Origin of the sequence: Vibrio sp. ED004, from assembly GCF_023206395.1 — a bacterium.
In the GTDB taxonomy this organism is placed as follows: Bacteria; Pseudomonadota; Gammaproteobacteria; order Enterobacterales; family Vibrionaceae; genus Vibrio.
Window position 1 is genome coordinate 2,376,577 of sequence record NZ_CP066149.1, and the last position, 13,648, is coordinate 2,390,224.

Below are 13,648 nucleotides of genomic sequence, written 5' to 3' on the forward strand. Positions count from 1 at the left end.
ATGGCGAATTCTAACCATAAATCGACTTCGATTGCAGCGATTATCCGCTCAAGTCGTAATTTTTATGGCATTCATATTTGCTCTGGCATACTCTCAAAACAGTTTCCAATATTGTGAGTAACACTATGCAGTCGCCTCAAGGGCAGAGCGCAGACCACGGTCTAGTTGAACAGTTTTTAGATGCTATGTGGATGGAGAGAGGGTTATCTGAGAATACGCTTGTCTCGTATCGTACCGATTTGTCCAAGCTACTTACCTGGATGGAACAGCACAATTATCGCCTCGATTTCATTAGCCTTTCAGGACTACAAGATTATCAAGGCTGGTTAGCCGACGCTGATTTTAAGCAGACTTCTCGTGCACGCATGTTGTCGGCAATGCGTCGCCTGTTTCAATATTTGCACCGAGAGAAAATCCGAGCGGATGACCCAAGCGCTTTGTTAATAAGCCCTAAGCTTCCTCAACGCTTGCCAAAAGATTTGAGCGAAGAACAAGTGGACGCCTTACTCGATGCGCCAGATCCGAACGATCCTATCGAGCTTCGCGATAAAGCCATGCTTGAGTTACTCTATGCCACCGGCTTACGTGTGACGGAACTGGTTAGTTTGACGATGGAAAACATCAGCCTAAGACAAGGCGTGGTGCGTGTTATTGGTAAAGGCGGCAAAGAGCGCTTGGTACCAATGGGCGAAAATGCCGTGGATTGGATCGAGACGTTTATTGAACAAGGTCGCCCGCAGTTGCTTGGTGAAAACAGTTCAGACGTGGTTTTTCCAAGTAAGCGAGCCAAGCAAATGACCCGTCAGACGTTCTGGTACCGTATTAAGCATTACTCGGTTATCGCAGGTATCGATACTGAATTGTTGTCACCGCACGTATTAAGACACGCTTTTGCGACGCATTTACTGAACTATGGCGCAGATCTCAGGGTCGTACAGATGTTGCTTGGGCATAGTGACTTATCGACAACCCAAATTTATACTCACGTGGCGACTGAAAGGCTGAAGCAAATTCACGCGCAGCATCACCCTCGTGCTTAAATCCATTTATTTTTAAGGTGAACTTAATGAGCGTATTACGCCGTCTTCCTCTATTAGCGCTTCCACTGATGATTACTGCATGTAACGCATCAGAAGCTAAAGTAGAACAAACATCAACAGCCGCAGAAGTTGCTCCAGCTCAAGCGATTGATACAGCAGCGTTAACTAAGCGTTTTGAAAAAATCGGTATCAAAGTTGATAAGATCGTTCCTTCAGATATCGATGGTCTGTTAGAGATTCAAACCAACAGCGGCATTATCTTCTCTTCTCCAAAAGGTGATCACTTTCTAGCGGGCACACTTTACTCTTTGGATGAGAACGGCAAATTCAGTGATGTATTGGCTGAGCGACAAGCGCCGCTTAATGCTGAAAAAGTAGCAGCACTGTCCGATACGGTTATCGAATATAAAGCGGATAACGAAAAGCACGTTGTGACTGTGTTTACTGATATTACGTGTGGTTACTGTGTTCGTCTGCACAGCCAAATGCAGGGCTATAACGACTTAGGTATTACTGTTCGTTACATGGCTTACCCACGCCAAGGTGCAACGGGTCAAGTTGCAGACCAAATGGCAGCTATTTGGGCTTCTGAAGATCCAAAAGCAGCAATGCACAATGCGAAGGTGGAACGTCAGATGCCTGCATCAGGCAAAGACCTTGCTGATCAGAAACAGATCATCGCAAAACAATACCAACTAGGCCGTGAGCTTGGTATCAATGGTACGCCAGCTATCGTATTAGAAAGTGGTGAGTTGGTGAGTGGTTACTTACCGCCAGCACAACTGCTTCAACGTTTAGAGCAATAATCTCGTTTTCTGATTGCCAATTTATCCCCCATGTTTTTGATTTAAGGAGTGGCCTGATTGATATCGGGCCCATTTTTATATGATAGAGATCCAACGCCGTCCTGAGGTCGACATTTCAGTTTTACCAGCTCACTTACCTGACTTGTTAAAGCGCATCTATGTGAGTCGTGGTATCGACAGTGCTGACCAACTTGAGACTGCTGCGAAAGGCTTGCACTCTTATCAGAAACTGGGCGGTATCGATGCTGCGGTTGAATTGTTGTTCAACGCGATTCAGCATCAAAAACGCATCATCATTGTCGGTGACTTTGATGCCGATGGCGCGACCAGTTCAGCGTTATCAGTGCTTGCTCTGCGTATGTTGGGCAGCTCTAACGTCGATTATCTGGTACCAAACCGTTTTGAAGATGGTTATGGCTTGAGCCCTGAGGTTGTCGAACAGGCAATCGAACTTGGCGCTGAAGTGATCATGACGGTTGATAACGGTGTCTCTTCGATTGAAGGTGTCCGTTTTGCCAAAGAGAAAGGGCTAGAAGTTCTGGTTACCGACCATCACTTACCGGGCAATGAACTGCCAATGGTTGATGCGATGGTGAACCCGAACCTTGAAAGCTGTGCTTTTCCTTCTAAAGCTCTAGCGGGTGTGGGTGTTGCGTTCTACCTGATGATGGCGCTATGTGTTCACATGCGTAAGCTGAATTGGTTTGCAGAACGCAGCATGACCGAGCCTAAGCTGATGGAGCTGATTGACCTTGTGGCGCTAGGCACCGTAGCCGATGTGGTGCCACTCGATGAGAACAACCGCATCTTGGTACACCAAGGTTTGCAACGCATTCGTGCGGGCAAAGCTCGTCCGGGTATTCAAGCCTTGATTGAAATTGCCAAGCGAGACGCTAAGCGTTTAGTTGCTTCTGATTTTGGTTTTGCACTGGGCCCTCGTATTAACGCTGCTGGTCGATTGGATGACATGTCCTTTGGTGTTGAACTGCTGATGAGCAACAACATCCACGCAGCGCGTAGAATGGCGAGTGAGTTGGATGGCTTGAACCAAACCCGTAAAGAGATCGAAGAGGGCATGAAACAAGAAGCGATGGCTTTTTGTGAGCGTCTTGAGTTTGGTAAAGACGACCTGCCTTCTGGTTTAGCTTTGTTCCAACGTGATTGGCACCAAGGCGTGATTGGTATCTTGGCTTCGCGTATCAAAGACAAATACCACCGCCCCGTGATTGCATTTGCTGACGGCGGCGAAGGGACGATCAAAGGTTCATGTCGCTCTATCCCTGGCTTACACATGCGTGACGCATTGGATCGCATTGATACTCAAAACCCAGGTTTAATTCTTAAGTTTGGCGGCCACGCGATGGCGGCGGGTTTAAGCATCATGGAAAAAGACTTTGAACGCTTTAGCAAACTGTTCAATGACGTGGTGAAAAAAGAACTGGGAGAAACGGCACTGAAAGGCATTATCTTGTCTGACGGTGAGTTGCTGCCTGAAGAGTTTTCGATGCACACCGCTGAAACACTGCGTGCCGGTGGCCCGTGGGGACAAGCTTTCCCTGAGCCAATCTTCGACGGTGAATTTAAAGTGCTGCACCAAAAGCTGGTGGGTGAAAAGCACCTTAAACTGATACTTGAGCCGTTATACAAAGGTCACCCAACCAATGTGATGATTGATGGTATTGCCTTTAACGTGGATCTGCGTCGCTGGCCTGATGCGTCAGTGAAAACGGTCCACCTTGCATTTAAACTCGATATCAACGAGTTTCGTGGCAACCAATCGTTGCAGTTGATGATTGATCACATCGAAGCTAAATAGCCAGATCTCGGCTGAATAATGTTAAACATTTAGCGTTAAATTCAACAAGCTCTGTACATAATACAGGGCTTGTTTTCCTTCCAGTGATCGCTTGAATGGCATGATTTTCCCAGCCTTCAAAATTATATTCCTCTAAGTGATTGAATCTTGTTTCGAACCCTAAAAATTTCTGTATCTCCGTCACACTTTTGAGTACAATTCTCCGGTTAAATTCTACTCATAAATGATGAGCTAAAATGTTTGAAATCAATCCTATAAAAAACCGTCTGCAGGATGTGTCTGAGCGCACAAATATCCTGAGGGGGTATCTTTGACTATGACGCTAAGCAAGAGCGTCTAGAAGAAGTAAACGCAGAATTAGAACAACCAGATGTATGGAACGAACCTGAGCGTGCTCAAGCGCTAGGTAAAGAACGTTCTGCATTGGAAGCGGTAGTAGAAACGATCGACCAACTTGACCAAGGTGTTGAGGATGTTGATGGCCTATTAGAGCTTGCGGTTGAAGAAGAAGACCAAGAAACGTTTGACGAAATTGAACCAGAACTGGCTGAGCTAGAAGCTAAGCTAGAGAAGCTGGAATTCCGTCGTATGTTCTCTGGTGATCACGATGCATCAGATTGCTACATCGATCTGCAGTCAGGTTCGGGCGGTACAGAAGCTCAAGACTGGACTTCAATGATGTTGCGCATGTACTTACGTTGGGCAGATTCGAAAGGCTTCAAAACTGAAGTTATCGAAGTGTCTGATGGTGATGTTGCTGGCCTTAAAGGCGCAACAGTACGTATTTCTGGTGAGTACGCTTACGGTTGGTTACGCACAGAGACAGGTGTTCACCGTCTAGTTCGTAAGTCTCCATTTGATTCAAGTGGTCGTCGTCATACTTCGTTTGCATCTGCGTTTATCTATCCTGAGATTGATGACAACATTACGATCGACATTAATCCTTCTGACTTACGTATCGACGTATACCGTGCCTCTGGCGCTGGTGGTCAGCACGTAAACACCACTGAATCGGCGGTACGTATTACTCACGTTCCAACCAACACAGTGGTTCAATGTCAGAATGACCGTTCGCAGCATAAGAACAAAGATCAAGCGATGAAGCAGCTACGTGCTAAGCTTTTTGAACTTGAGATTCAAAAACAAAATGCTGAAAAACAGGCGAGCGAAGAAACGAAATCAGACATCGGTTGGGGCAGTCAGATCCGTTCTTACGTACTGGATGATTCTCGTATCAAAGATTTACGCACCGGCATCGAAAACCGTAATACTCAAGCGGTTCTTGACGGTGACTTAGACAAATTTATTGAAGCTAGCCTGAAATCAGGTCTGTAAGCTAACCAAGTATATTTGTAAAAATGCCTATATTTGCAAAGATATAGCGGTCCAAATTATAAAAGCAGGGTACATCTCTAATGACTGATGCTGTTCAAAACGAAAACGTACAAGAAGAAAACAAATTAATTGCTGAGCGTCGTAGCAAGCTGGATCACATCCGCCAAAACTGCAAAGCAAATGGTCACCCAAATGATTTCCGTCGCGAGCACCTAGCTGGCGATCTTCAAGCGGAATTCGGTGAGAAGACTAAGGAAGAGCTAGAAGAGCTTAACCACATCGTTGCGATCGCTGGTCGTGTTATGGCGAAACGTGGTCCATTCCTTGCGATTCAAGAAACTTCTGGTCGTATCCAAGCATACGCAGCGAAAGACGTACAAAAAGTACTGAAAGAGAAGTACCAAGGCCTAGATATCGGTGACATCATCGGTGTTAAAGGTGCGCTTCACAAATCAGGTAAAGGCGACCTTTACGTGAACATGGAAGAGTTTGAACTGCTGACTAAAGCACTTCGTCCTCTACCAGAGAAGTTCCACGGTCTAACTGACCAAGAGATGCGTTACCGTCAGCGTTACGTTGACCTAATCGTGAACGAAGATTCTCGCAATGCATTCATCGTGCGTTCTAAGCTTGTATCTTCAATCCGTAACTTCATGAGCGCTAAAGGCTACCTAGAAGTTGAAACGCCAATGATGCACGTGATCCCTGGTGGTGCGACTGCACGTCCATTCATCACTCACCACAATGCACTAGACATCGACATGTACCTACGTGTTGCACCTGAGCTTTACCTTAAGCGTCTAGTGGTTGGTGGTTTTGACCGTGTATTCGAGATCAACCGTAACTTCCGTAACGAAGGTCTGTCTCCACGTCACAACCCAGAATTCACAATGATGGAGTTCTACCAAGCGTACTCTGACTACAAAGACCTTATGGATCTGACTGAAGAGATGCTAAGCACGGCAGCAATGGACGTTCTTGGTTCTACTTCTATGCCTTACGGTGACGAAACCGTTGAGTTCGGTGGCACTTACGCTCGTATGAGCATGTTCGATGCAATCAAACACTACAACCCTGATCACGCAGAGATTCAAGCGCTAACAGAAGCAGACCTACAAGACCGTGAGAAGATGGTAGCTATCACTAAATCTGTACACGTAGACGTAGAAACGTTCTGGACATGTGGTCAGCTTCTTGAAGAGATCTTTGGTGAAACGGCTGAGCCTCAGTTAATTCAACCAACGTTCATCACTGGCTACCCAGCGGACATATCTCCTCTAGCTCGTCGTAGCGATGACAACCCATTCTTCACCGACCGCTTTGAGTTCTTCATCGGTGGCCGTGAAGTAGCGAACGGTTTCTCTGAGCTTAACGATGCACAAGACCAAGACGAGCGTTTCAAAGCACAAGTTAACGCAAAAGACGCGGGTGATGACGAAGCTATGTACTACGATGCAGACTACATTACTGCACTAGAGCACGGCCTACCACCAACAGCGGGTCAAGGTATCGGTATCGACCGTCTAGCTATGCTATTTACAAACACGCACACAATCCGTGACGTGATCTTGTTCCCGGCAATGCGTCCACAAGCGTAATTCTCGCTTATAGGGCGTAACAGCCTATGTAATTAAAAAGCCACCTTCGGGTGGCTTTTTCTGTTTTTGGGCTTCAAAACCTAGTCTGTACCGCACTCTTGATTCGAAAAATCGTTATTTCTGACATAGTCTTACTATTGAGACATAAAATCTAAGATAGTCTCACTACTATACGTCTCTGCGCTGAATACGATCTCATGGCATTTTGTCTGACGATGAAGCAGTGACTCGTATTAGCCTGATTTTAAATAAAAATAGAATAAGGAAGAAGGATGGGAACTCAATTTAAGATGGATTCCTTACCAGGTTCTCTTATCGTCGTTGGTGGTGCGTACGAACCCTGGTTATCCGTGTTAGAACAAGTGGGTTGGCAGTGTACCCAGTGTGCAGATTTACGAAAAGCCGATGCCTTGATTGCGGATATTGGCCCATGCATTGGTATTGTGGATCTTAGTCATGATGAGTTCAGTCTCAACGGTATTGCTAACCTTGTGAGCAATAACAAGCAGGTGAGATGGCTCGCTTTTATCCGTGAATCTCAACTAAGCTCTGATACGATTAGCCAGTTTATCGTTAACTTCTGTATCGACTTTTTCACGGCGCCAATCCCAGATGCTCAGTTGCTGAGTACCATTGGTCACCAACTGGGCATGCTTAAGCTTGAGCAGAAGGTATGGCCAAATTACGGCATCAATAACAACATGGGCCTTCTAGGCGATTCGGTGGCAGTGAAGCGCTTGAGAGACCAAGTAAAGCGTATTGGGCCTACCGATGTCAGTATCTTGATTTATGGTGAGAGCGGGGCTGGTAAAGAGACGATTGCACGCTCTATTCACCAAAACTCGTCGCGAGCACAGAAGCCATTTTTAACGGTTAACTGTCGTGCCTTGTCTGAAATGAGAATTGAGGCCGAGGTATTTGGTATATCCACACAACCAACGTCTTCTCCCTGTATGTTGGAAGAAGCCGATGGCGGTACCATCTTGCTTAATGATGTTTTAGCGATGCCACGCAATCAACAATTGAACCTGTTGCGCTTTTTGCAGGAAGGTAAAATTGAAACCGCAGATGGTCCTAAGTCTGTCGATGTGCGTATTTTGGCCGCGAACTCCTCTGATATTGAAAAAGCTTTAATAGAAGGGGACTTCAATGAAGAGCTTTATCACTACATCAATGTTCTGCGTATTCATGTTCCTAGCTTGAAAGAGCGTGTGAGTGATATTTCAGTGCTGGCGAATCATTTCCTGCGTGAGTACTCGAAAGAGTTTAATGCTCAGGCTAAGAGCTTTTCAGACGATGCTATCCGTTCTATGAATCGCTACCATTGGCCTGGCAATGTGCGCGAGCTAATGAACCAGATCAAGCGTGTTGTGTTGATGTCTGATGCTGTGATCATCGAGGATCACCAACTAGATTTACCAAAACAGAATGAGGAACGCCGAAGCTTGAAGAGTATTCGTGAACGTTCAGAGCGCGATGCGTTGCTAATTGTTTTGGAATCATACGGTGGTCAGGTTTCGTTGGCAGCTAAAGAGCTCGGTGTATCACGAGCGACTATGTACCGATTACTCAATAAACACAGCTTAATCTCTGAGGGCGTTGTTTAGAGTCTTTTTTCAGTGACTTTATTCGAACGTTACAAATTTAAGAGCCACGTATCTGCGTGGCTTTTATGTTTCTGAAGGATAGTCCGTTGTTTTATCGAGCAGCCTTAAGATAAATATGCTGCGATTTTATATAATCATAGTGAATATGTTATATGCAAATAAATATGCAACTGATATTTCAGGCGAATACATTGTTTTAAAAATGTTAACAAATTAGCGGTTGAATAATATACTCACTTGGTTAGACTTTAACCGTGAAAGCAACGATTTAACAGAGACTTGTCTGCTTTTACTACCCCATTTCTTTTTGGATTTTTAGTTAGCTTGGAGGCGCAAATGAAACATTTCGATTTTATACAGCATATTTGCGCTTCGTTTGATCCGTGTACTGACATGGTGACTGATATGTCACAAACATCAGCCATGGCCGATCGAAACACCCAAGATAAACCTAACTAATAGATCCGTACCCTTATTTGGCTGCGGAAAAATAGCAGCTAAGTGAGAAGCCCTCATATTATCTAACACGCTATTTTTCCTCAGTTGATTCAACAACTGGAGAGTTATTATGCGTCACTCAGTATATTTAAAATTAGCAACAGTCCTTATCCGTGCCGATCTTCGTCGTGAAGAGCGTGAATGGCAACGAAAAGTTCGTCGTAGTTCATACGATCTGCCGTGGAACAATACTCATTTATTAAGAGATATTGGTCTTGAAGCTGACGGTCGACCTATTGGTTTTTCTGAACCAGAAGTCGTCACTATTGAACGTCGAGTCCGTCACCTTCGTCGTGTCTTAAGTTCGCGAATACCGACGTAATCTGCGGGGTTGATGGCACCGTTCAACCCCAGAGATAAGTCACAGTGATAGTTATGGCGTCGAAAGTGCAAGCTTTTGAACTAGAACTGGCCAAAAAAGAGAAGCTCTTGCTTCTCTTTTTTGCTTTTTTAAGTCGTTATCTAGTAAAGGTAAATAGTTCTACTAAGCTTTAGAGAGCAAGGGAGGCCGGCTATGCAAAAGCATCAATTAGACATGTGGTTACATGGAGAGCACAAAGACTCTTATCAAACACCCAAAGTGTACGTTATTGGTTGTTCTGATATCTCAGAGTATCTATTGGCGGTGGAGTACAAACACAAGCTAGAACCGGTCAAGCAAGACGGCGAGCCGCTTCACTTTGGATCCTTGGATCAAGTGAAAGAGGAGTTACTCCGGCTCGGCTTTGAAAAGGCCTACCTTCGCTTGCACAACGCGTATGATGAGTTTGGCAATGAACCAAGCCAAAGCTACTGCGATATTGAACTGGCGCTCAAACCTCATTAGAACTCGCTTCTTATTACCGACGGTTGATAACACATTGATCATCCGATCTTTGAAGTGCGTTAAGCGACCTATGCGTAGTGTGTCGTCAGCAATTTGTGGGTGAATTGAGTTCTTAGGTAAAAACCACGCGGTTTAGTTTTGATGGGTTTTCCACTCGCACCATAAGCTTCCGTTAACACTCGGCTATTGGCGGCTTTTGGTCGTAGATGCAGCGCTTCACCGTGTCTTGCTGTTATCTGTTCAACATTGCCCAACACGATCAACTCCATCAGTTCTTCCCAATCCCTTTTTAGCAGCTCATCTTCAGCCTCACTTGGTGTCCACAATAATGGGGAGCCTACATGCCTTTCTGCCAATGGGATCTCTCTTTCTCCCTCGACAGGGATCCACAATACCTTGGATAGCTTATTACGAACGTGACTGGTTTCCCACGTGATGCCTTGCACACCCATTAATGGTGCGACGCAAACAAAGGTGGTTTCGAGCGGCTTTCCAGAGTAGCCAATTGGAATGCTTTTTAGCTCGATACCGAGCTTGGCAAAATCTTGTTCTGGCTTACTGCCTGCTGGTGCCCCTAAGTGCCATTCCAGCAGTTGTCCAACCCAGCCTTTATCACGTTTAAGATCGTTTGGCATGACCATCTCGGCTTCGTCAGCGAGCTCTTTGAAAGTCATTCCTGCAATCGCATAGGCCCTGTCTAACAGCTCTTGTTGTGTTTGTGGTTCTGGTTTCATAATAAAAGGTATGATCAAAAAAACGATTTTATCAGAACTTGTCACCAAATGACGACTGGTTAAGAAATGATCTCCCTACAAGAAAAGGGATCAAAGTCAGGGTTATCCACAGGACATAAAGGTAATTAATTGAAATATTAATTTAGTGGATAAATAAACAGGGGTTTATGGTGGATAAAATGCTTGCCAAATGGGGGGTAAAATGAATCTTTCACTTACTAGTGTGGATAAACATCGGAGTGGTTGATCTTTAACCATGTCAGGTTTCTGAAAGATCTTTTACATTTCAAATGTTTTTTAAAACCAAAATTATATTTTAATGCACTGATTTATATAAAGATAAAATGGTTTCTGTTGATTTGTTGTTTTTGGTGTTGATGAATCTATGGATTAAAAAAAACGATTGCGGGTAATTCTTCACATAGTTATTCACAGAAAAGGTGAATAAATGTGGTCTATGTCTCACTATTGTGTGGGTAACTAAATTTTGAACAAAACTTATCCATATTCTTAGTTAATATTCATAAATATAGCGCTTATCACGTCACTAAGTTTGCTCCGATTGGGGATATGTGGAAAAATCAGTGTAATTAAAAATTTAGATAGAGGTTGGCCAGTGATAGATGGCGATGGTTACCGATTAAATGTTGGTATTGTAATCTGTAACAACCATGGTCAGGTCTTCTGGGCTAAACGATACGGACAACATTCATGGCAATTTCCTCAAGGGGGAATAGATGAAGGTGAGACTCCGGAACAGGCAATGTACCGAGAGTTGTATGAAGAGGTTGGCCTTACTAAAAAGGATGTAAAGATCGTCGCGACAAGTCGTCATTGGTTACGCTATAAGCTACCCAAACGACTGGTTCGATGGGATTCGAAACCTGTCTGTATTGGACAAAAACAGAAGTGGTTCCTTTTGCGCTTAGATTGCGATGAATCGCGTATCAATATGCAGCGTGGAAGTACACCTGAGTTTGATGGTTGGCGTTGGGTGAGTTACTGGTACCCAGTTCGACAAGTTGTTTCTTTTAAGCGAGATGTTTACCGTCGAGCGATGAAAGAATTCGCATCTTTAGCAATGCCGTTTAAAGAGCGAAAAACAAAAGGAAAACGCAAATTGCGTAGAGGTTAAGCATGCTCAGTCAACTAAGGGAAATAGTTGAACACGTATCAAGAGTTGAAGATGTGTCGACGGCACTTGATATTTTAGTTAAAGAGACATGCAGTGCGATGCAGACGGAATGTTGCACCGTGTATTTAGCCAATAATGATATGCAGCGCCTTGAGTTGATGGCAACTCAAGGCCTGATCTTTGAAGGCAATAGTATCCACATTGGTTTTGATGAAGGTCTGGTTGGCCTTGTTAAGCGAAGTGCGGAACCTATCAACCTTGCACAAGCGTCTGCTCACCCTGCTTATAAGTTTTTTCCAGAGCTTGGAGAAAACGTCTATCACTCCTTTCTCGGTACTCCGATCATCCACCGCAAGCAAGTGCTTGGTGTATTGGTCATTCAACAGAAGACGCCTCGTTTATTTAGTGAGATGGAAGAATCCTTCCTTGTCACGCTCTCTGCGCAACTTGCGGTTATTGTGGCGCACGCCCAAACTCAAGGTCATTGGTTATTAGAACAACAGAAGCTACCTGCAACTAAAGGTATTGCCGCTTCATCGGGCGTGGCGATTGGTGATTTATGGTGGGACAACACGCAACCTGAATTAACCGATGTTTATCCCGCTTCAACGCTTAATGTTGAAAGAGAGCATGAGTTGTTGGCGGTAGCGGTTGAAAACGCCCTCAACGATTTTAAGCGCATGCGAAAGCGCTTAGATAGCGAAATCAATAAAGACGCGTTGGCGATCTTTGACCTGTTTACTCACTTACTCAATGATCCGATGTTGCGTAAGGATCTGAAAAGCCAAATCCAGAAAGGCGATAAGGCCGACTGGGCATTAAGACAGGTGGTTGAAAGCTACTCGAATCGCTTTGCTCGTATGTCCGATGTGTACCTTCGCGAGAGAGCACAAGACATTCGAGAGCTCGGGCAAAGGCTACTCTATTTTCTCCACAACTCTGAACATGAACTTCGCACGTTAGATAAGCCGATTATTTTAGTGGTTCGTGAATTAACCGCTTCGGTCTTAGCGTCTATTCCAAAAGAAAAGCTATTGGCCGTTATTTCCTTGGAAGGGGCGGCGAACTCGCACGCAGCGATTTTATCTCGGGCTCTTGGCATTCCTTCTGTCATGGGAGTAAATCTCAATCTAGCTCAAGCCAATGGTAAGCGAGCGATTGTTGATGGGTATAGCGGTGAGATCTTCATTGAGCCGACTAAAAATCTGCTCAAAGAGTATCGTGGGCTGATTTTAGAAGAGAGTGAGCTCTCCTCTATGGTCAATCGCGAACTGTACCTTCCGGCAAAAACGCAAGACGACAAGCAGGTCGAGATTCTGCTTAATGCGGGTTTGAGTGCCGATACGAACATTGCTATCAACCAAGGGGTTGATGGAGTAGGGCTGTATCGAACTGAAATCTCTTTCTTGTTGCAGCAGAGATTCCCGTCAGAGGACGAACAGTTCAAGCAGTACCGATCTGTGTTGGCAAGTTATCCAGAGAAACAAGTGGTGATGCGTACGCTCGATATCGGTGGTGATAAGGCCTTACCTTATTTTCCGATTGAAGAGGACAACCCATTTCTTGGTTGGCGTGGTATTCGTTTTACGCTCGATCATCCTGACATCTTTATTATTCAACTGCGTGCCATGCTGCGTGCGAGTTGTGAGAGCCACAACCTAAGTATTCTGCTACCGATGATCTCCGGTGCTCAAGAGCTCGATGACGCGCTACAGTTGATTGAGCAAGCCTATGATGAAGTGCATGAGCTTGATAATCGAGTGCGTATGCCACGCATTGGTATCATGATCGAAGTACCATCAATGCTTTATTTGCTGCCACTGATTGCGGATAAGGTCGATTTTGTTTCTGTTGGTACCAATGACTTAACCCAATATTTATTGGCCGTTGATCGGAACAATTCACGAGTCTCCGATGTCTATGAATCAATGCACCCTGCGGTGATCATGGCATTAAAACAAATTCATGATACTTGTAAGCAGTATCAATTACCCGTGTGTATTTGTGGAGAGCTAGCCGGTGATCCAATGGGCGCACTGTTACTGATTGGGTTGGGGTATCAGACACTAAGTATGAATACCTCGAATGTGGCCAGAACCAAATATCTGATTCGTCAATCTAACTTGGGTGAATTACAGGATTTGGCAAATAAGGCACTTTCGAAACCGTATGGTAGTGACATCTATAGTATGATGCTGAACTATTTCGAAGAGCGTGAATTTACAGGCTTCATTCGAGCAGGTAAAAAATAGG

General features: G+C 44.8%; 11 protein-coding genes. 10 read left to right on the forward strand and 1 reads right to left on the reverse strand.

All coding sequences use genetic code 11. The features are described 5' to 3' along the window. Nucleotides 1–125: 125 nt before the first annotated feature. From xerD to ITG10_RS10760, 8 genes are all read left to right on the forward strand, one after another. Complete coding sequence (xerD, locus tag ITG10_RS10725; RefSeq protein ID WP_017630222.1) at nt 126–1,040, forward strand: site-specific tyrosine recombinase XerD; 915 nt, start codon at nt 126–128, stop codon at nt 1,038–1,040. Nucleotides 1,041–1,066: 26 nt separating this feature from the next. Next, a complete protein-coding gene (locus tag ITG10_RS10730) occupies nt 1,067–1,846 on the forward strand; it encodes a thioredoxin fold domain-containing protein (protein WP_017630221.1) in 780 nt (259 codons plus the stop codon). Between the two features lie 79 nt (nt 1,847–1,925). Beyond that, entirely contained in the window at nt 1,926–3,662 is a 1,737-nt protein-coding gene (recJ, locus tag ITG10_RS10735; RefSeq protein ID WP_017630220.1) for a single-stranded-DNA-specific exonuclease RecJ, read from the forward strand. A gap of 236 nt (nt 3,663–3,898) precedes the next feature. Next, nucleotides 3,899–4,997 (forward strand): peptide chain release factor 2 gene (gene prfB / locus ITG10_RS10740; RefSeq protein WP_102300662.1). Its coding sequence is split into 2 segments (ribosomal slippage): nt 3,899–3,973 and nt 3,975–4,997, totalling 1,098 coding nucleotides; the frame shifts between segments, so codons are not numbered across the junction. A gap of 80 nt (nt 4,998–5,077) precedes the next feature. Next, nucleotides 5,078–6,595 carry a lysine--tRNA ligase gene (gene lysS, locus ITG10_RS10745; protein ID WP_017630219.1) on the forward strand — a complete coding sequence of 506 codons (1,518 nt, stop codon included), beginning with the start codon at nt 5,078–5,080 and terminating at the stop codon, nt 6,593–6,595. A 272-nt stretch (nt 6,596–6,867) separates the two neighbouring features. Then, entirely contained in the window at nt 6,868–8,202 is a 1,335-nt protein-coding gene (vpsR, locus tag ITG10_RS10750; RefSeq protein ID WP_248386386.1) for a sigma-54 dependent transcriptional regulator, read from the forward strand. A 568-nt stretch (nt 8,203–8,770) separates the two neighbouring features. After that, nucleotides 8,771–9,022: a hypothetical protein gene (locus tag ITG10_RS10755; protein WP_017630218.1), complete on the forward strand. Its 252-nt coding sequence runs from the start codon at nt 8,771–8,773 to the stop codon at nt 9,020–9,022. Between the two features lie 192 nt (nt 9,023–9,214). Further along, the gene (locus ITG10_RS10760; protein WP_004735016.1) at nt 9,215–9,526 is read left to right on the forward strand and encodes a DUF6482 family protein; all 312 of its coding nucleotides are present in this window, start codon (nt 9,215–9,217) and stop codon (nt 9,524–9,526) included. A 68-nt stretch (nt 9,527–9,594) separates the two neighbouring features. Here ITG10_RS10760 and mutH read toward each other — a convergent pair whose 3' ends face one another. Further along, complete coding sequence (gene mutH / locus ITG10_RS10765; RefSeq protein ID WP_017630217.1) at nt 9,595–10,260, reverse strand: DNA mismatch repair endonuclease MutH; 666 nt, start codon at nt 10,258–10,260, stop codon at nt 9,595–9,597. A gap of 616 nt (nt 10,261–10,876) precedes the next feature. Between mutH and rppH the strand changes: the two genes are divergently transcribed. Both rppH and ptsP read left to right on the forward strand, forming a co-directional pair. Further along, a complete protein-coding gene (gene rppH, locus ITG10_RS10770; protein WP_004739545.1) occupies nt 10,877–11,395 on the forward strand; it encodes an RNA pyrophosphohydrolase in 519 nt (172 codons plus the stop codon). Nucleotides 11,396–11,397: 2 nt separating this feature from the next. Continuing rightward, nucleotides 11,398–13,647, forward strand: coding sequence for a phosphoenolpyruvate--protein phosphotransferase (gene ptsP, locus ITG10_RS10775; RefSeq protein ID WP_248386387.1), 2,250 nt, complete (start codon nt 11,398–11,400; stop codon nt 13,645–13,647). Nucleotide 13,648 lies beyond the last annotated feature (1 nt).

Excerpts from the sequence above, each read along its gene's own strand:
- ITG10_RS10730 (WP_017630221.1), top strand. The coding sequence starts at position 1,067 with ATGAGCGTATTACGCCGTCTTCCTCTATTAGCGCTTCCACTGATGATT.
- ITG10_RS10755 (WP_017630218.1), top strand. The coding sequence starts at position 8,771 with ATGCGTCACTCAGTATATTTAAAATTAGCAACAGTCCTTATCCGTGCC.
- xerD (WP_017630222.1), top strand. The coding sequence starts at position 126 with ATGCAGTCGCCTCAAGGGCAGAGCGCAGACCACGGTCTAGTTGAACAG.
- vpsR (WP_248386386.1), top strand. The coding sequence starts at position 6,868 with ATGGGAACTCAATTTAAGATGGATTCCTTACCAGGTTCTCTTATCGTC.
- lysS (WP_017630219.1), top strand. The coding sequence starts at position 5,078 with ATGACTGATGCTGTTCAAAACGAAAACGTACAAGAAGAAAACAAATTA.
- recJ (WP_017630220.1), top strand. The coding sequence starts at position 1,926 with ATGATAGAGATCCAACGCCGTCCTGAGGTCGACATTTCAGTTTTACCA.
- mutH (WP_017630217.1), bottom strand. The coding sequence starts at position 10,260 with ATGAAACCAGAACCACAAACACAACAAGAGCTGTTAGACAGGGCCTAT.
- ptsP (WP_248386387.1), top strand. The coding sequence starts at position 11,398 with ATGCTCAGTCAACTAAGGGAAATAGTTGAACACGTATCAAGAGTTGAA.
- ITG10_RS10760 (WP_004735016.1), top strand. The coding sequence starts at position 9,215 with ATGCAAAAGCATCAATTAGACATGTGGTTACATGGAGAGCACAAAGAC.